Origin of the sequence: Streptomyces sp. NPDC001093 (assembly GCF_040298985.1) — a bacterium.
GTDB lineage: Bacteria > Actinomycetota > Actinomycetes > Streptomycetales > Streptomycetaceae > Streptomyces.
Genome location: NZ_JBEPBF010000004.1, coordinates 37262 through 55830 on the forward strand (window position 1 = coordinate 37262; position 18569 = coordinate 55830).

Consider the following 18569-nt stretch of genomic DNA (forward strand, 5'->3'; position numbering starts at 1 on the left):
GCCGTCGGCTAGTTCCGGTTGAGCCAGTCCTCGTAGCGGGTGGTGGCGATGTGGGCGGTGGCGTCGCCGACGAGTACGTCGGGCATGCCCGCGAACGGTCCGGCGGTCTCGTCGGTGACGACGGTACGGCCGTCCGGCTTCGCCGCCAGGGTGATCTCGGCGAGCCGGTCGAGCCGCTGGATCTCGGGGCCCGCGATGTTGCGCACACCGTACGACGGCTCGGCCTGCGCGGCCTCCGCGACGGCGGTGGCGACGTCGGTGGAGGCCATGGGACGCAGCCGCACTGACGGCAGGTGGACCTCCGTGCCCTCGGTGCACATGTCCATCACCGGAGCGATGAACTCGAAGAACTGCGTGGCACGCACGATGCTGTAGGGCACGCCGCTGTCGCGCACGGCCTCCTCCTGGGCGACCTTGGCCCGGTAGTAGCCGTAGTCGGGGACCTGGTCGACGCCGACGATGGACAGCGTGACGTGGTGGCGCACGCCCGCCTCCTTCTCGGCCGCGAACAGGTTCCGCGCCGAGCGGGTGAAGAAGTCCAGCGCGGGCTCGGTGTCGAAGGAGGGGGAGTTCGACACGTCCACGACCACGTCGGCGCCCTTGAGGGCGTCTGCCAGGCCCTCGCCGGTGAGGGCGTTCACCCCCGTGGAGGGAGCGGCCGGCAGGGGCTCGTGACCGCCCTCGCGCAAGCGCGCGACCACCTGTGAGCCGATGAGCCCCGTACCGCCGACAACCACGATCTTCATCACTGTCTCCGTTCACTGACTGGGCCCTCGCGGCGGGTCCGGCGACATCCGCCGGACCCGGTGCGTGGGCACGTACACCAGCAGGACAGGGCAGCGGACGGATCTGTGACAGCCGGGCCGCGCAGCAGCAGCGCAGGACGCCCCAGCGGCCCCGGCCCCGGCTCCGGCGCCCGGCACGCCGTTGCCGTCCGCCAAGGCCGACCCCCGTACGACGACCCGGTCGTCCGTACGCGAACGGCGCCCCCTGCCTGTGCGTTGCAGGGGGCGCCGTTCGGGTCGTGGAGCCGCGTGTCACTTCACCGGCTCGGGCTCCGGCTCGGTCTCGCTCTCCGTCTCGCCGGCCGGGTCGACCGGGGTCCGCACCGAGTCGAGCAGCAGCTGGGCCACGTCCACGACCTGGATGGACTCCTTGGCCTTGCCCTCGTTCTTCTTGCCGTTGACCGAGTCGGTCAGCATGACGAGGCAGAACGGGCAGGCGGTGGAGACGATGTCCGGGTTGAGGGAGAGGGCCTCGTCGACGCGCTCGTTGTTGATGCGCTTGCCGATCCGCTCCTCCATCCACATCCGGGCGCCGCCGGCGCCGCAGCAGAAGCCGCGCTCCTTGTGGCGGTGCATCTCCTCGTTGCGCAGGCCCGGGACCTTGCCGATGATCTCGCGCGGGGGCGTGTAGATCTTGTTGTGGCGGCCCAGGTAGCACGGGTCGTGGTAGGTGATGATGCCCTCGACCGGGGTGACCGGGATCAGCTTGCCCTCGTCCACCAGGTGCTGCAGCAGCTGGGTGTGGTGGATGACCTCGTAGTCGCCGCCGAGCTGCGGGTACTCGTTGCCGATCGTGTTCAGGCAGTGCGGGCAGGTGGCGACGATCTTCTTCGCCGACTTCGGCTTCCTGGACTCCGGCGTGACGTTGCCGTCCTCGTCGGTCTCCTCGCCGAAGGCCATGTTCAGCGCGGCCACGTTCTCCATGCCGAGCTCCTGGAACAGGGGCTCGTTGCCGAGGCGGCGGGCGGAGTCACCGGTGCACTTCTCGTCGCCGCCCATGATCGCGAACTTGACGCCCGCGATGTGCAGCAGCTCGGCGAAGGCCTTGGTGGTCTTCTTGGCGCGGTCCTCCAGGGCGCCGGCGCAGCCGACCCAGTACAGGTACTCGACCTCGGTGAGGTCCTCGATGTCCTTGCCGACGACCGGGACCTCGAAGTCGACCTCCTTGGTCCACTCCAGGCGCTGCTTCTTGGCCAGGCCCCAGGGGTTGCCCTTCTTCTCCAGGTTCTTGAGCATCGTGCCCGCCTCGGAGGGGAAGGCGCTCTCGATCATGACCTGGTAGCGGCGCATGTCGACGATGTGGTCGACGTGCTCGATGTCCACCGGGCACTGCTCGACGCAGGCGCCGCAGGTGGTGCAGGACCACAGCACGTCCGGGTCGATGACGCCGTTCTCCTCGGCGGTGCCGATCAGCGGCCGCTCGGCCTCGGCGAGCGCCGTGGCGGGGACGTCCTTCAGCTGCTCCTCGGAGGCCTTCTCCTCGCCCTCCATGGTCTTGCCGCCGCCGGCCAGCAGGTACGGCGCCTTGGCGTGCGCGTGGTCCCGCAGGGACATGATCAGCAGCTTCGGGGAGAGCGGCTTGCCGGTGTTCCAGGCCGGGCACTGCGACTGGCAGCGGCCGCACTCGGTGCAGGTGGAGAAGTCCAGCAGGCCCTTCCAGGAGAACTGCTCGACCTGGGAGACACCGAAGACGTCGTCCTCGCCCGGGTCCTCGAAGTTGATCGGCCTGCCGCCGGAGGTCATGGGCTGCAGGGCGCCGAGGGCGGTCTCACCGGTGGCGTTGCGCTTGAACCAGATGTTCGGGAAGGCGAGGAAGCGGTGCCAGGCCACACCCATGTTGGTGTTGAGCGAGACCGTGATCATCCAGACCATGGTCGTGCCCAGCTTGATCATGGCGGTGAAGTAGGTCAGGTTCTGCAGCGTGGAGAGGCTGAGCCCCTTCAGGGCCAGGATCAGCGGGTACGAGGCGAAGTACGCGGCCTCGTAGTGGTCCACGTGGTGCTGGGCGCCCTCCAGACCGCGCAGGGCGTAGATCGCCAGGCCGATGATGAGGATGACGTACTCGACGAAGTACGCCTGGCCCATCTTGGAGCCCGCGAACCGGGACTTGCGGCCGGGGCGGGACGGCAGGTTCAGCAGGCGGATGACCATCAGCGTGATGATGCCCAGGGTGGTCATCGAGCCGATGAACTCGATGTACAGCTCGTAGGGCAGGAAGTCGCCGACGACGGGGAGCGTCCAGTCGGCCTGGAAGAGCTGCCCGTAGGCGTTGATGATGGTCGGCGGCAGCGTCAGGAAGCCGATGGCCACGAACCAGTGGGCGAAGCCGATGATCCCCCACCGGTTCATACGGGTGTGGCCGAGGAACTCCCGGACCAGGGTCACGCTGCGCTGGTACGGGTTGTCGGTACGGGAGCCGGCGGGGACGGGCTGGCCCAGCTTGAAGTACCTGACGAACTGACCGATGGCGCGGGCGAGCAGAGCAACGCCGACCACGGTCAGGACCAGCGACACGATGATCGCGGCGAGTTGCATGGGGGCTCCTGAGGCGGCCTCGAAATTACTAAGCGGTAACTTATGCAGTCGGTCTGAGACTACCCCCATCTTCCGGCGGGATGCAGCCGGGCGCGGGGTGATGCGCATCATCCCACGGCTGATCGGATCGTGTTATTCGTACCTAATTGCTCCTTTCGCCCCTACCTTAGAGCCGTGCTCTACGGGATCGCCGCCGCTACCGCCGCCCTGCTCCTCGCCGCCTTGCTCTCGGCGCTGCTCAGGGTGCCCGCGCTGCGGGCGGGCATCGTCGACCGGCGCCGCCAGCGGCGGCTGCCGCTGCTCGGCGGGCTCGCCGTGGTGGTCGTCACCTGTCTCGTCGCCTGGGTGGGGCAGCGCACCGCGATCGCGCCGCTCGGGGACGGGGTCGACCGGCTGCTGGTCGCCGCCGCCTCGGTGGCCGCGCTGGGCCTGGTCGGCGACGTCTGGCGGATCCGCGCGCGCGTGCTCGTCGCGGGGACGGCCGTGGCGGCGGCCTGTGTGGTGCCGTACCAGGAGACGGGCGTGCTGGGCGGGATCCTCGCGGTGGGCTGGATCGTCCTCGCCACCCTCGCCTTCAGGGGGCTCGACCACGCGGACGGGCTCGCGGGGACCGTCGGGGTCGTCACCGCGTTCGGGGCGGGGGCCTGCGCGGCCGCGGAACTGATGGACGGGCTCGCGGTCCTGCTGAGCGTTCTCGCCGCCGCCCTGACCGGCTTCCTCATGCACAACTGGCATCCGGCGCGGATCGGGCTCGGCGCCTGCGGCTCGCTGTTCACCGGGTTCCTGCTGTCGTCGTCCCTCGTCTTCACGCGCGCGGGGTACGGGCTCGTGCCGAGCGTGGCGGTGATGTTCTGCCTCAGCGCGGTGGCCCTCGCCGACGCCGTCCTCGTGGTCCTCGCCCGGCGGCTGGCCCGGCGCCCGCTGCTGCGGCGCGGCCCCGACCATCTCGTGCACCGGCTGCGCCCCCTCGGGCTCACCCCGCAGGGCTCCGTCGTGCTCCTGTCGGCCGGCACCTTCTCCTCGGTGCTCGTCGGGGTGCTCGTGCACACCGGATGGACGGGCGAGGGGGCGGTGCTGTGGGTGGCCGGAGGGGTTCTGCTGGTCGTCGGCGTGATCCTTCGCATCCCTGTCCAGCAACCCCGGCGGATGCCGTCTACGCAGGTCAGCGGCCAGTTGCGTGTAAGGAACGGATAAGACTTGAGCCCCATCGACTCAGGTCTGTTGACCCGGGGGGAGCCGTCGTGCACACTTGAGTCCGTTCCACTCAAGTCAGCTGGAGGAATCAACCATGGCACGTGCGGTCGGCATCGACCTGGGCACGACTAACTCCGTCGTCAGCGTTCTGGAGGGCGGCGAGCCCACCGTCATCACCAACGCCGAAGGCGCCAGGACCACGCCGTCCGTCGTCGCCTTCGCCAAGAACGGTGAGGTGCTCGTCGGCGAGGTCGCCAAGCGGCAGGCGGTCACGAACGTGGACCGGACCATCCGCTCGGTGAAGCGTCACATGGGCACCGACTGGAAGATCCAGCTCGACGGCAAGGACTTCAACCCGCAGCAGATCTCCGCGTTCATCCTGCAGAAGCTGAAGCGGGATGCCGAGGCCTACCTGGGCGAGAAGGTGACCGACGCGGTCATCACCGTCCCCGCCTACTTCAACGACTCCGAGCGTCAGGCGACCAAGGAGGCCGGTGAGATCGCCGGTCTGAACGTCCTGCGCATCGTCAACGAGCCTACCGCCGCCGCGCTGGCCTATGGCCTCGACAAGGACGACCAGACGATCCTCGTCTTCGACCTCGGTGGCGGCACCTTCGACGTCTCGCTGCTGGAGATCGGCGACGGCGTCGTCGAGGTGAAGGCCACCAACGGTGACAACCACCTCGGTGGTGACGACTGGGACCAGCGCGTCGTCGACTACCTGGTCAAGCAGTTCCAGTCCGGTCACGGCGTGGACCTGTCCAAGGACAAGATGGCCCTCCAGCGCCTCCGTGAGGCCGCCGAGAAGGCCAAGATCGAGCTGTCCTCCTCCACCGAGACCTCGATCAACCTGCCCTACATCACCGCGTCCGCCGAGGGCCCGCTGCACCTGGACGAGAAGCTCACCCGGGCCCAGTTCCAGCAGCTGACGGCCGACCTGCTGGAGCGCTGCAAGACGCCGTTCCACAACGTCATCAAGGACGCCGGCATCTCCATCAACGAGATCGACCACGTCGTCCTCGTCGGTGGCTCCACCCGCATGCCCGCCGTCGCCGAGCTCGTCAAGGAGCTGACCGGCGGCAAGGAGGCCAACAAGGGCGTGAACCCGGACGAGGTCGTCGCCATCGGCGCCTCGCTCCAGGCCGGTGTCCTCAAGGGCGAGGTCAAGGACGTCCTGCTGCTCGACGTCACCCCGCTGTCCCTCGGTATCGAGACCAAGGGCGGCATCATGACCAAGCTGATCGAGCGCAACACGACCATCCCGACCAAGCGCTCCGAGATCTTCACCACGGCCGAGGACAACCAGCCGTCGGTGCAGATCCAGGTCTACCAGGGCGAGCGCGAGATCGCGGCGTACAACAAGAAGCTCGGCATGTTCGAGCTGACCGGTCTGCCGCCGGCGCCGCGTGGCGTCCCGCAGATCGAGGTCTCCTTCGACATCGACGCCAACGGCATCATGCACGTCACGGCGAAGGACCTCGGCACCGGCAAGGAGCAGAAGATGACCGTCACCGGCGGCTCCTCGCTGCCGAAGGACGAGGTCGACCGCATGCGCCAGGAGGCCGAGCAGTACGCGGAGGAGGACCACCGCCGCCGCGAGGCCGCCGAGACCCGCAACCAGGGCGAGCAGCTCGTCTACCAGACCGAGAAGTTCCTCAAGGACAACGAGGACAAGGTCCCGGGCGAGATCAAGACCGAGGTCGAGGAGGCCGTCGCCGAGCTGAAGGAGAAGCTCAAGGGCGAGGACACCGCCGAGATCCGCACCGCCACCGAGAAGGTCGCGGCCGTCTCGCAGAAGCTGGGCCAGGCCATGTACGCCGACGCCCAGGCCGCGCAGGCCGGCCCGGAGGGTGCCGCCGCCGGTGGCGCCAAGGCCGCCGACGACGACGTCGTGGACGCCGAGATCGTGGACGACGAGCGCAAGGACGGTGCCGCGTGACGGAGGAGACCCCGGGCTTTGAGGAGAAGCCCGACGTCCCCTCCGGCGCCACCTCCGACGACGCCGAGCCGAAGGCCGCCTCCTCCGAGAAGGGGGCGGCCCCGGCCGGGGACGGAACCGAAAGTGCCGGTCTGGTGGCCCAGCTGGACCAGGTGCGCACCGCGCTGAACGAGCGCACGGCGGACCTCCAGCGCCTCCAGGCCGAATACCAGAACTACCGCCGACGCGTCGAGCGGGACCGGATCACGGTCAAGGAGATCGCCATCGCGAACCTCCTGACCGAGCTCCTGCCCGTGCTCGACGACATCGGCCGCGCGCGGGAACACGGCGAACTGGTCGGCGGCTTCAAGTCGGTGGGCGAGTCGCTGGAGACCGTCGCGGCCAAGCTGGGCCTGCAGCAGTTCGGCAAGGAGGGCGAGCCCTTCGACCCGACCATCCACGAGGCCCTGATGCACAGTTACGCGCCGGACGTCACCGAGACGACCTGCGTGGCGATCCTGCAGCCCGGGTATCGCATCGGCGAGCGCACCATCCGCCCCGCGCGGGTGGCCGTCGCCGAGCCGCAGCCCGGCGCGCAGACCGTCAAGGCCGAGGGCGCCGAGGACACCACCGAGGCGAAGCAGGCCGACGACAAGGAGAACGGTGGCCCGGACGAGGGCTGACGTGAAGACCACTGAGGGGAAGGAGGGACGTCGGGGATGAGCACCAAGGACTTCATCGAGAAGGACTACTACAAGGTCCTCGGCGTCCCCAAGGACGCCACCGAGGCCGAGATCAAGAAGGCGTACCGGAAGCTCGCCCGCGAGTTCCACCCGGACGCCAACAAGGGCAACGCCAAGGCCGAGGAGCGCTTCAAGGAGATCTCCGAGGCGAACGACGTCCTCGGCGACCCCAAGAAGCGCAAGGAGTACGACGAGGCTCGCGCCCTGTTCGGCAACGGCGGCTTCCGCCCCGGGCCGGGCGCCGGCGGCTCCTTCAACTTCGACCTGGGCGACCTCTTCGGAGGCGGCGGGACCACCACCCAGGGCGGAGGCTTCGGGGGCGGCATCGGTGACGTCTTCGGGGGCCTGTTCAACCGCGGCGGCACCGCCGGCACGCGTACCCAGCCCCGGCGCGGCCAGGACATCGAGTCCGAGGTCACGCTGAGCTTCACGGAGGCCATCGAGGGCGCCACGGTGCCCCTGCGGATGTCCTCCCAGGCGCCCTGCAAGGCCTGCTCGGGCACCGGCGACAAGAACGGCACACCGCGCGTGTGCCCGACCTGTGTCGGCACCGGGCAGGTCGCCCGGGGCTCCGGCGGCGGCTTCTCGCTCACCGACCCCTGCCCCGACTGCAAGGGCCGCGGCCTGATCGCCGAGCACCCCTGCATGGAGTGCAAGGGCAGCGGCCGCGCCAAGTCCTCGCGGACCATGCAGGTCCGCATCCCGGCCGGAGTCACCGACGGCCAGCGGATCCGGCTGCGCGGCAAGGGCGCGCCCGGCGAGCGGGGCGGACCGGCGGGCGACCTGTACGTGGTCGTGCACGTCGGCGAGCACCCGGTGTTCGGGCGCAAGGGAGACAACCTCACGGTGACCGTCCCGGTGACCTTCGCCGAGGCCGCGCTCGGCGGCGAGGTGCGGGTCCCCACCCTGGGCGGCCCGCCCGTCACCCTGAAACTGCCGCCCGGCACGCCCAACGGCCGCACCATGCGCGCCCGGGGCAAGGGCGCGGTCCGCAAGGACGGCACCCGCGGCGACCTGTTGGTCACCGTCGAGGTGCGTGTGCCCAAGGACGTGTCGGGGAAGGCTCGTGACGCGCTCGAGGCGTATCGCGAGGCGACCGCGGGCGAGGATCCGCGGGCGGAGCTGTTCGAGGCCGCGAAGGGAGACTGAGAGAGATGGACGGCCGTCGACGTAACCCGTATGAACTGACCGAGGAGACCCCGGTCTACGTCATCTCGGTGGCGGCCCAGCTCTCCGGACTCCACCCGCAGACGCTGCGCCAGTACGACCGCCTGGGCCTGGTCTCCCCGGACCGCACCGCGGGCCGGGGCCGCCGCTACTCGGCCCGCGACATCGAACTGCTGCGCACCGTCCAGCAGTTGTCGCAGGACGAGGGCATCAACCTGGCCGGCATCAAGCGCATCATCGAACTGGAGAACCAGGTCGCCGCGCTGCAGTCCCGCGTCGCGGAGCTGGAGGCGGCCCTGGACGGCGCGGCGGCCGCGATGCAGCAGCGCGAGGCCGCCGTCCACGCCTCCTACCGCCGCGACCTGGTCCCGTACCAGGAGGTCCAGCAGACCAGCGCGCTGGTGGTGTGGCGGCCGAAGCGGCAGCAGGACTGACGCGGGACCGAGTGGACCACCAGGGGCCGGCAGAAGCGATTCCGCCGGCCCCTTCGCCGTACCTGCCGGCGGTGCACCACGCTCCGGCACCTCCACCGAGCCGCCCGCCTCTTCGGCCGAGAATGTTCGGTCGGGTGTGCGAGGCAGGCGGGCGTCGGTGAAGGGTCCGTAACGGGGGCATGAAGGGGGATTCGCGTAGTCTTTCCAGGCCTTCACGGGCTGCGCGGAGCGTGATGTTGCCATCTCGTTAAGTGGTTCCGCTTGACGCCGGGTGCGGCCTACGCGTTGTCTTTTCAGACACCTGGGTCGTATAGCTGCCCTACGTCCGGAACGCACCTGAAGTGAGCCCTCGAATGCGTCGTATCGCCATATCCGTGGCCGCATCCACGATGACCCTCTCGCTCGCCGGTTGTGGCGTGCTGGGAGCGACGGGGGACGGCGCGAGCGCGAGCCCGAGCAAGGGCAACGACATCACCGTGGGCCTGCTGCTGCCGGAGAAGGCCAACACCCGCTACGACAAGTTCGACTACCCCATCATCAAGAACAAGGTGGCCGAACTCACCGGCAAGCAGGGCAAGGTGGAGTACGCCAACGCCGACGCGGACGCCTCCCAGCAGGCCTCGCAGATGCAGAAGATGATCGACGAGAAGGTCGACATCATCATGATCGACGCGGTCGACTCGCACGCCATCGCCCCCGAGGTGAAGAAGGCCAAGGACGCGGGCATTCCGGTCATCGCCTACGACCGTCTCGCCGAGGGCCCGATCGACGCCTACGTCTCCTTCGACAACGAGCTCGTCGGCGAGGTGCAGGGCCGCACCCTGCTGGAGGCCCTCGGCTCGGCCGACAGCTCCAACAAGATCGTCATGGTGAACGGCTCGCCCACCGACCCCAACGCCAAGCAGTTCAAGCAGGGCGCGCTCTCCGAGCTGACCGGCAAGGTGACGATCGCGGCGACGTACGACACCACGGACTGGAAGCCGGAGCTCGCCCAGACCGAGATGGCCAGGGCCATCAGCGCGATCGGCAAGAACAACATCGCCGGCGTCTACGCCGCCAACGACGGCATGGCCGGCGGTGTCATCAAGGCCCTGAAGGCCGCCGGCGTCACGAACCTGCCCCCGGTCACCGGCCAGGACGCGGAACTCGACGCCGTCCAGCGGATCGTGGCCGGTGAGCAGTACATGAGCGTCTACAAGGCCTACCCGGACGAGGCCGAGGCCGCCGCGCAGATGGCCGTCGCCAGGGTCCGCAGCCAGGACATCCAGTTCGACGCGCTCACCCAGGACAAGGTCGACAGCCCCACCACCAAGGCCATCCCGTCCAAGCTGATCCAGCCGGTCGCCCTGACCAAGGGCAACATCAAGTCCACGGTCCTCGCGGACGGCATCTACACCGTGGCCGACATCTGCACGCCCAAGTACAAGGCTGCGTGCACGGCGCTCGGCCTGAAGTAGGCGTCCGAAGGCGTACGGGGCTGCGCGGCGCCCCGTCCCGCGCCACCCCCGTGGGCGCGGGACGGGTCCCCTCCGGGTGTGCCGGTGACACCTGGGGGAAGTGGGACCAACGATGCCGTGACGTGGTCCGGGCCACCACCATCAGCTTGTTGCAATGCGAGGGGCGGAGCCTGGCCGATACCCGGACATAACTGCGTTTAACGGCGGCCCTGTTGTGGAGAGCCGTGTTGCGGACCCGGTCGGCGCCGCGCATAGTTGCGCTGCGGAAGTGGCAGCACACCGGGGGTGAAATGGGCGATGGCCGGGCGCGGGGCGGAGGAACATCCACACGGCGCCGACCGACTGTGCGCGGCCGGCGACCGGGTCTATTCCCGGGCCGTACGCCGGGGGCGCGTGCCGCGCACTGATGCCGAGGCGGTGCCCTGCCTGCTGGAACTGGCCCTGCTGCACCCGGATCCCGACGACATGGACTGGCTGGTGCCGACCTCCCCGCAGGAGGTCATGACCAGGCTGCTGCGCGGGGTCTACGACGAGGTCAGCGAGAGCCAGCGGCGGGTGGGCTCGGCGGTGGCCGCCTTCGAGTGGTACGCCGGACTCGGCCGTCAGCTGGGCGCACTGGCCGCACCGGCCGAGGGCAGCGCGATCCGGGTGCTGGACGGGCTCTCCCGGATCCAGGCCGCGATGGACGAGGCGACCGAGGCGTGCACGACCGAGGTGCTCACCGTGCAGCCCGGCGGCATCCGCCGGGAGGCCGAGCTGACCGAGGGGCTGCACCGGGCACTGGCCCTGCGCGGCCGGGGCGTGCGCATGCGCGACCTGTACACGCACGTGGCCCGGCACGGCCAGGGTCTGCTCAACTACCTGGAGCTGATGGGCGACACGGTCGAGGCCCGCACCCTGGACGAGGTGATCGACCGGCTCATCCTGTTCGACCGAACGGTGGCCTTCATCCCGGCCAACGCCGACCGCACGATGGCCCTGGAACTGCGTCACCCGGCCCTGGTCGAATACCTGGTGACGGTCTTCGAGCGGCTCTGGCGCCTCGCCATCCCGCTGACGGCCCCCCTCCCCGACACCGGCATCGAGGGCATCTCGCACCGCGAGCAGTCCATCGCCGCGCTGCTCGCCGAGGGCCACCAGGACGCCGTGATCGCCGAGCGGCTCGGCATCAGCGTGCGCACCTGCCGGGCCCATATCGCCCGGCTGTCGGAGACCCTCGGCGCGGCCAGCCGTACCCAGCTGGGCGTGCGGATCGCCCAGGTCGGCCTGGACGGCCACCGCGGGCCCGGCCTGCCGGCCGGCGCGCTCACGGTTCCTGATCAAGAATCCCCGAGCGTGCGATGAGATAGCCCAGCTGGGCCCGGCTGTCGCTGCCCAGGGTGGCGGCGAGCTTGGCGATGTGCAGGCGGGCGGTTCGGATGTTCATGCCGAGGCGGTCGGCGATGACGGCGTCGGTGTGCCCCTCGACGAGCAGGGTGGCGATGGCGCGCTGGCGGGGCGTGACGCCGTTCACCGACGGCGGCTGCACCGCCTTCGGGAACATCGGCGTGGCCAGCCGCCAGAGCCGCTCGAAGGTCGTGACGAAGTACTTGATCAGCGCCGGGTGACGGACCTCCAGGGCGAGCGTGCCGTCGTCGGCGGCGGGCAGGAAGGCGACCTTGCGGTCGATCACGATGAGCCGGTCCGGCACCTCGTCGAGGCTGCGGGCCTCGGTGTCGCCGCGCCGGAAGTGCTCCAACGGCCCGTACACCTCCGGCACATGGCGCAGGGTGTGCTGGTAGAGGGTGCGGATACGGCCGCCGCGGTCCAGCAGCGCCTGATCGCGCCCGAAGGCGGTGTCGCGGGCCACCTCTCCGCGCGGGCCGGTGAGGCCGGCGTGCGGCTGGATGGTCAGGGACTCCTCGGTGGCGTCGACCATCGCGTCGGTGATGGCCCGGTTGATCTGCTCGGTGCCGCTGAGCAGCCGCAGCATCGCCGGCCCGGCGCCGGTGCCGGAGTCCTGCCGTACGTCGATCCGCAGGAGCGGCCCGAACCGCTCCACCAGCCGGTCCTCGCGCCGCCGTTCCTCGGCGACCCGTGCCGCGGAGGCGCGCAGCAGCCGGTGCAGTGCCGCGGTGGGCGCGACCGGTTCGAGCTGTCCGACGTCGTCCAGCGCCGGGTGGAGCAGGCCGAATCCGGTGAGACAGGGCACGTCGGCGGCCTCGCCGACGGGGATCCGCCCCTCCCGCAGGGCCCGCTCGTACACCTCCTCACCGGCGGCGCACAACTCCTCGACCCCGTGTTCCCGGTGCGTCACCGGCCCGCCTCCCCCTGGACGTCGAGGATCCCGGACCGCCCGATGAGGTAGCCCAGCTGGGCCCGGCTGTCGCTGCCCAGGGTGGCGGCGAGCTTGGCGATGTGCAGGCGGGCGGTGCGGATGTTCATGCCGAGTCTCTCCGCGATGTGGGCGTCGGTGTGGCCTTCGATCAGGAGGGCGGCGATGGCGCGCTGGCGGGGCGTGATGCCGTTCAGGGTGGGCGGCTGGGCGGCTACGGGGTACATGGGGGTGGCCAGGCGCCAGAGGCGGTCGAAGGCGGTGGCGAGGAACTCGACGAGGGCGGGATGGCGGATCTCCAGGGCGAGGGTGCGGTCGGCGTTGGCCGGGATGAAGGCCACCGCGCGGTCCACGACGATGAGGCGGTCGGTGATCTCGTCGAGGGTGCGGGCCTCGGCGGCGCCTCGCAGCTGCTCGTAGCGGGCGAGGACCGAGGGCGCGTGCCGGAGGGTGTGCTGGTAGAGCGTGCGGATACGGCCGCCGCGGTCGAGGAAGTCCTGGTCGCGGGCGAGTGCCTCGGCGCGTGCCTCGGCAGGCGTGCGGGTGTGGCTGATGTGCGGCTGGACGGCGAGCAGTTCGCCATGGCCGGCGGCCATGGCCCGGGTGATGGCCTGGCCGATGCGCGGGAGCCCGCTGAGGACGGCGACCGCCGGCGGGTCGTCGGCCCCGGCGTGCCGGCCGTCGATCCGCAGCAGGGGTTCGAACAGATCGGCCAGCCGGGCCTCGCGCCGCCGCTCGTCGGCGATGCGGTCCTCCGAGGCGCGCAGCAACCGGTGCAGGGCGACGGCGGGTGCGAGGGGCTCCAGTGTGTCCGGGGCCCCGGCCGACGGCCGCAGCAGGCCGAAGTCGACCAGGCAGGGCGCCCCCTCGGCGTCCCCGGCACGCAGGTGACCGTCTCGCAGCGCGCGTGCGTACAGCGCCGCTCCCTCGGCGCACAGGTCCTCCGCACCGTGTGCCACATGCGTGGCCCGGGCCATCGTGCCCTCCCTCCCGGACTCAGAGGTCCTGGTCCAGGATCCCCGACTGCGCTATGAGAAAGCCCAGCTGGGCCCGGCTGCCGCTGCCCAGGGCCGTCGCGAGCTTGGCGATGTGGGCGCGGCACGTGCGGACGTTCATGCCCAGGCGCCGGGCGATGGCCTCGTCCACGTGCCCCTCGACCAGCAGCTTGGCGATGGAGTGCTGGATCTCCGTGATGCCGTCGGGGGCGGTCTCGTAGGGGGCGCCGGCGCTCAGCGGGACCGCGCGGGCCCACATGAACTCGAAGACCTTGACCAGGTAGCGGACGAGCCCCGGATGCCGGAGTTCCAGGGCGATCTCCCCGTCGTCGCGCGTGGGGATGAAGGCCACGGTCTCGTCGCAGATGATCAGTCGCTCGACGAGTTCGTCGATGGTCCGGTACTCCACCTTGCCGTCGGTGAACTGGGCGACGTACGCGAGCGTCTCCGGGCTGTAGCGGGCCGGGTGCTGGTAGAGGGTGCGGATGCGGCAGCCGCGTTCGATCATCGGCCGGTCGCGCTCCAGTGCCTTGGTGAGGGTGTGCTCCAGTCGGCGGCGGCTCGGCTGGACAGTGAGCATCTCGGTCTGGCACTGGGAGGTGGCCAGATCCAGTGCCGCGTTGATGCGGTCGAGGCCCTCCAGCACGGTGATGGAGTGCGTGGTCGCCGTGGGCTGGGCACTGATGCTCATGAACGGCTCGAACGCGTCGGCCAGTTCGATGGACTGCCGCCTGCGCTGGCTGATCTCCTGCTCGATGGGGTTGAGCCGCTGGGCCAGGGCAATGGATGGGGGGACCGGACGCAGCCAGTTCGGGTCGTCGGGATCGGGATGAAGGAGGGCGAACTCCATCAGACACGGCGCGGGTTCCACCTCCGCACGGGCTAGGCGTCCCGTCCGGAGAGCGTTCCCGTAAAGGCGTCGCCCGTCCTCGCACAGGTCGGTCAGCCCGTGGGGATGTGTCCGCTTAGTCTCATTTATCGCCAAATCTCCACCCCCCAGGGTCCTGAACGTGCAGGAACATGATGCATCGTTTGTGTGGCCATGACGTGCCGGAATGGGCCATCGTCGTATTCGGACGGGGGAGAGGTGACCTTCAAATGAGGACGAAGCCGACTATGCATAAGAGAATGCTTCGCTCGGCGCTTGTCGCCGCCTTCTCCGCCGCGCTGGCCTTCGGAGTGATGACCGGTCATGCGGGCGCGAAGAGCGATGCCGCACAGGACAGCAGCTGGCTGGTCAAGGCCACGCCCGGCGACAGCAGTTGGGTGACCGCGGCGTCCGCCGCCCCGGGTGACAGCTCGTGGCTTGCTCCTGCCGACAGTTCGTGGGTCGCCCCCGCCGACAGCAGCTGGGCCGTGCGGTCATGACCACCCCACCCGACGACCGGTCCTTCCGCCGCGAAATGGCCACGGCGTACCGCTCCGGCTGGCACTTCATCGACCTGGTCACCGCCATCCCCCACAGCGGTGACTCGCTGATGGTGACCGTGTTCGGTGAGCCGGTCGTCGTGACGCGGGACGAGGACGAGGACGTGCGGGCGTACCGGTGCCTGCGCAAGCCGCGCGGTGCGCCACAGCCGGTGCGGTGTGCCGTCCGGTACGGAATGATCTTTGTGAACCTTGACCAGCGGGACCACCGGCTCGCCGAGCCGGCGGACCAGAACCTGAGGACCATCTCGGCCACCCCCCGCAGTGCCTGACGCGATTCCCCCGTCGTAAAAGATCGCTCAGGTGCTTCCCCCCGCAGCGGCGTCACCGTGACCTGAACACGGTGACGCCGCTGCAGTTTCCGGGATATTTCATGGCATGTCGCGCTATGGGCCCGACGCCAGGGTGGCTGAAAGTTTTCGGCCATCTCAGCGGTTCCCCAAGGTCCGCTCGACCGCGATCTCGATCACCACGCGCGCCGGATTCGGCCTCGGTGTCCGCTCGTAGCGTTCGGCATAGCGCCGTACCGCCTCCGCGACCCGTTCCGGTTCCGTGCGCACCCACGCCCGCCCCTCCAGCGTGGCCCAGCGCCGGCCGTCCACCTGGCACACCGCGACCCGGGCGCCCTCGGGCCCGGCCGCCAGGACGTGTCCGGCCTTCGCGCTCGACTTGCCGGTGATCACCCGGGCCAGCCCGGCTTCCGCGTCGTACGTCACCCCCACCGGCACCACATGCGGGCTGCCGTCGGGCCGGAGCGTCGTCAGGGTGCACAGGTGGCGTTCTCGCCAGAACTCCAGGTACTGCTCAGAGTGCTTCGCCATGACCGCAACCTAACCCCTGCCTCCTGACTTGAGCGGAATAGACTCAACTTTGTGTACGCTGTCTAAGTCAGCAGTGGAGAGTGCGGCCGAGGAGGAGAACGGACAACGTGGACGCCGAGCTGACCAACAGGAGCCGGGACGCGATCAACGCGGCCAGCAACCGGGCCGTGACCGAGGGGCACCCGGACCTCACCCCTGCCCACCTGCTGCTTTCTCTGCTCCAGGGGCAGGACAACGAGAACATCACCGACCTGCTCGCGGCCGTCGAGGCCGACCAGGCCGCCGTACGCGCCGGCGCCGAGAAGATCCTGGCCGCGCTGCCCAGCGTGACCGGATCCACGGTCGCGCCCCCGCAGCCCAACCGCGAGCTGCTGGCCGTGCTCGCCGACGCCGACGCGCGCGCGAAGGAGCTCGGTGACGAGTACCTGTCGACCGAGCACCTGCTCATCGGCATCGCCGCCAAGGGCGGCCGCGTCGCCGAACTGCTCCAGGCACAGGGCGCCGGCGCCGAGAAACTGCTGGAGGCCTTCAAGAAGGCCAGGGGAGGACGCCGCGTGACCACCGCCGACCCCGAGGGCCAGTACAAGGCCCTGGAGAAGTTCGGCACCGACTTCACCGCCGCCGCCCGCGAGGGCCGGCTCGACCCGGTCATCGGCCGGGACCAGGAGATCCGGCGGGTCGTACAGGTGCTGAGCCGCCGTACGAAGAACAACCCCGTCCTCATCGGTGAGCCGGGCGTCGGCAAGACCGCCGTGGTGGAGGGGCTCGCCCAGCGGATCGTCAAGGGTGACGTGCCCTCGTCGCTGAAGGACAAGCGGCTGGTCGCGCTCGACCTCGGCGCGATGGTGGCCGGCGCCAAGTACCGCGGCGAGTTCGAGGAGCGGCTGAAGGCCGTCCTCGCCGAGATCAAGGACTCCGACGGGCAGATCATCACCTTCATCGACGAGCTGCACACCGTCGTCGGCGCCGGTGCCGGCGGCGACTCCGCCATGGACGCGGGCAACATGCTCAAGCCGATGCTGGCCCGGGGCGAGCTGCGCATGGTCGGCGCCACCACCCTGGACGAGTACCGGGAGCGGATCGAGAAGGACCCCGCCCTGGAACGCCGCTTCCAGCAGGTACTGGTCGCCGAGCCGACGGTGGAGGACACGATCGCGATCCTCCGTGGCCTCAAGGGCCGGTACGAGGCCCACCACAAGGTCCAGATCGCCGACAGCGCGCTGGTCGCGGCGGCCACCCTCTCCGACCGCTACATCACCTCCCGCTTCCTGCCGGACAAGGCCATCGACCTCGTCGACGAGTCCGCCTCCCGCCTGCGCATGGAGATCGACTCCTCGCCCGTCGAGATCGACGAACTCCAGCGCGCCGTCGACCGGCTGAAGATGGAGGAGCTGGCGATCGCCAAGGAGACCGACCCGGCCTCCGTCGCCCGCCTGGAGAAGCTGCGCCGCGACCTCGCCGACAAGGAGGAGGAGCTGCGGCACCTCACCGCCCGCTGGGAGAAGGAGAAGCAGTCCCTCAACCGGGTCGGTGAGCTCAAGGAGCGCCTGGACGACCTGCGCGGCCAGGCCGAACGCGCCCAGCGCGACGGCGACTTCGACACCGCCGCCAAGCTGCTCTACGGCGAGATCCCGCAGCTGGAGAAGGAGCTGGAGGCCGCCTCTCAGGCCGAGGAGGAGGCCGCCAGGGACACGATGGTCAAGGAGGAGGTCGGCTCCGACGACATCGCCGACGTCGTCGCCGCCTGGACCGGCATCCCGGCCGGCCGCCTGATGGAGGGCGAGACGCAGAAGCTGCTGCGCATGGAGGACGAGCTGGGCAAGCGGCTCATCGGCCAGACCGAGGCCGTACGGGCGGTGTCGGACGCGGTCCGCCGCTCCCGCGCGGGCATCGCCGACCCCGACCGCCCCACCGGTTCCTTCCTCTTCCTCGGCCCGACCGGTGTCGGCAAGACCGAGCTGGCCAAGGCCCTGGCGGACTTCCTCTTCGACGACGAGCGGGCCATGGTCCGCATCGACATGTCGGAGTACGGCGAGAAGCACAGCGTGGCCCGGCTGGTCGGCGCGCCTCCCGGCTACGTCGGCTACGAGGAGGGAGGCCAGCTCACCGAGGCCGTCCGCCGCCGCCCGTACTCCGTCATCCTCCTGGACGAGGTGGAGAAGGCCCACCCCGAGGTCTTCGACATCCTGCTCCAGGTCCTGGACGACGGCCGCCTCACGGACGGCCAGGGCCGCACGGTCGACTTCCGCAACACCATCCTGGTGCTCACCTCCAACCTGGGCAGCCAGTTCCTGGTCGACCCGTTGACCAGCGAGGCGGAGAAGAAGGAGCAGGTCCTGGAGGTGGTCCGGAGCTCCTTCAAGCCGGAGTTCCTCAACCGGCTCGACGACCTGGTGGTCTTCTCGGCACTGACCAAGGCCGAGCTGGAGCGGATCGCCCAGCTCCAGATCGACCGCCTCGGCAAGCGCCTGGCCGAGCGGCGCCTGACCCTTCAGGTCACCCCGGAGGCGCTGGCCTGGCTCGCGGAGGAGGGCCTGGACCCGGCCTACGGCGCCCGCCCGCTGCGCCGCCTCGTCCAGACCGCCATCGGCGACCGCCTCGCCAAGGAGATCCTCGCCGGCGAGATCAAGGACGGCGACACGGTCCGCGTCGACCGCTTCGGCGAGGGCCTGCTGGTGGGTCCGGCGACGGGAAAGACGCTGTGACGCCCACAGGGTGAACGTGGTGCACCGTGCGAGGGCCTGACCGGGCCCTCGCTCTTCACCTGGTCCGTCCTCG

General features: G+C 70.1%; 16 protein-coding genes. 10 read left to right on the forward strand and 6 right to left on the reverse strand.

The features are described 5' to 3' along the window. Nucleotides 1–8 precede the first annotated feature (8 nt). Together ABT288_RS03770 and ABT288_RS03775 are read right to left on the reverse strand one after the other, a co-directional pair. A complete protein-coding gene (locus tag ABT288_RS03770; protein ID WP_351602422.1) occupies nt 9–746 on the reverse strand; it encodes an SDR family oxidoreductase in 738 nt (245 codons plus the stop codon). A gap of 291 nt (nt 747–1037) precedes the next feature. Further along, complete coding sequence (locus tag ABT288_RS03775) at nt 1038–3320, reverse strand: (Fe-S)-binding protein (RefSeq protein WP_351602423.1); 2283 nt, start codon at nt 3318–3320, stop codon at nt 1038–1040. 174 nt (nt 3321–3494) lie between these two features. Here ABT288_RS03775 and ABT288_RS03780 point away from each other — a divergent pair, with 174 nt between their 5' ends. The 7 genes from ABT288_RS03780 to ABT288_RS03810 all read left to right on the forward strand — a co-directional run bounded on the left by ABT288_RS03780 (nt 3495) and on the right by ABT288_RS03810 (nt 11577). After that, nucleotides 3495–4514: an MraY family glycosyltransferase gene (locus ABT288_RS03780; protein WP_351602425.1), complete on the forward strand. Its 1020-nt coding sequence runs from the start codon at nt 3495–3497 to the stop codon at nt 4512–4514. A gap of 94 nt (nt 4515–4608) precedes the next feature. After that, on the forward strand, nt 4609–6453 hold the full coding sequence (dnaK, locus tag ABT288_RS03785; protein ID WP_351602427.1) for a molecular chaperone DnaK: 1845 nt from the start codon (nt 4609–4611) through the stop codon (nt 6451–6453). Next, the gene (gene grpE, locus ABT288_RS03790; RefSeq protein ID WP_351602429.1) at nt 6450–7115 is read left to right on the forward strand and encodes a nucleotide exchange factor GrpE; all 666 of its coding nucleotides are present in this window, start codon (nt 6450–6452) and stop codon (nt 7113–7115) included. The genes dnaK and grpE overlap by 4 nt, the downstream gene beginning before the upstream one ends. A 36-nt stretch (nt 7116–7151) precedes the next feature. Beyond that, a complete protein-coding gene (dnaJ, locus tag ABT288_RS03795; RefSeq protein WP_351602431.1) occupies nt 7152–8324 on the forward strand; it encodes a molecular chaperone DnaJ in 1173 nt (390 codons plus the stop codon). A 5-nt stretch (nt 8325–8329) separates the two neighbouring features. Beyond that, nucleotides 8330–8776, forward strand: coding sequence for a heat shock protein transcriptional repressor HspR (locus ABT288_RS03800; RefSeq protein WP_023547970.1), 447 nt, complete (start codon nt 8330–8332; stop codon nt 8774–8776). A gap of 353 nt (nt 8777–9129) precedes the next feature. After that, nucleotides 9130–10233: a sugar ABC transporter substrate-binding protein gene (locus ABT288_RS03805; protein ID WP_351602433.1), complete on the forward strand. Its 1104-nt coding sequence runs from the start codon at nt 9130–9132 to the stop codon at nt 10231–10233. Between the two features lie 297 nt (nt 10234–10530). Beyond that, nucleotides 10531–11577 (forward strand): helix-turn-helix transcriptional regulator, encoded by a 1047-nt coding sequence (locus tag ABT288_RS03810; RefSeq protein ID WP_351602434.1) that lies wholly within the window; start codon nt 10531–10533, stop codon nt 11575–11577. On the opposite strand, the gene ABT288_RS03815 is transcribed toward ABT288_RS03810, so the two are convergent. Genes ABT288_RS03815 through ABT288_RS03825 form a run of 3 tightly spaced genes read right to left on the reverse strand, consistent with a single transcriptional unit; the run spans nt 11540 to nt 14488 of the window. Continuing rightward, complete coding sequence (locus tag ABT288_RS03815) at nt 11540–12529, reverse strand: helix-turn-helix transcriptional regulator (protein WP_351602436.1); 990 nt, start codon at nt 12527–12529, stop codon at nt 11540–11542. The genes ABT288_RS03810 and ABT288_RS03815 overlap by 38 nt on opposite strands. Next, on the reverse strand, nt 12526–13524 hold the full coding sequence (locus tag ABT288_RS03820; protein ID WP_351602438.1) for a helix-turn-helix transcriptional regulator: 999 nt from the start codon (nt 13522–13524) through the stop codon (nt 12526–12528). The genes ABT288_RS03815 and ABT288_RS03820 overlap by 4 nt, the downstream gene beginning before the upstream one ends. Before the next feature lie 19 nt (nt 13525–13543). Then, nucleotides 13544–14488 (reverse strand): helix-turn-helix transcriptional regulator, encoded by a 945-nt coding sequence (locus ABT288_RS03825; RefSeq protein WP_351602605.1) that lies wholly within the window; start codon nt 14486–14488, stop codon nt 13544–13546. Between the two features lie 170 nt (nt 14489–14658). Between ABT288_RS03825 and ABT288_RS03830 the strand changes: the two genes are divergently transcribed. Together ABT288_RS03830 and ABT288_RS03835 are read left to right on the forward strand one after the other, a co-directional pair. Beyond that, nucleotides 14659–14910: a hypothetical protein gene (locus ABT288_RS03830; protein WP_351602440.1), complete on the forward strand. Its 252-nt coding sequence runs from the start codon at nt 14659–14661 to the stop codon at nt 14908–14910. Then, nucleotides 14907–15242: a hypothetical protein gene (locus tag ABT288_RS03835; protein ID WP_351602442.1), complete on the forward strand. Its 336-nt coding sequence runs from the start codon at nt 14907–14909 to the stop codon at nt 15240–15242. Before ABT288_RS03830 ends, ABT288_RS03835 begins: the two co-directional genes overlap by 4 nt. Nucleotides 15243–15398: 156 nt before the next feature. Here ABT288_RS03835 and ABT288_RS03840 read toward each other — a convergent pair whose 3' ends face one another. Beyond that, nucleotides 15399–15791: a pyridoxamine 5'-phosphate oxidase family protein gene (locus ABT288_RS03840; protein WP_351602444.1), complete on the reverse strand. Its 393-nt coding sequence runs from the start codon at nt 15789–15791 to the stop codon at nt 15399–15401. A 107-nt stretch (nt 15792–15898) separates the two neighbouring features. Between ABT288_RS03840 and clpB the strand changes: the two genes are divergently transcribed. Further along, nucleotides 15899–18496, forward strand: coding sequence for an ATP-dependent chaperone ClpB (gene clpB, locus ABT288_RS03845; RefSeq protein WP_351602446.1), 2598 nt, complete (start codon nt 15899–15901; stop codon nt 18494–18496). Nucleotides 18497–18569: the final 73 nt, after the last annotated feature.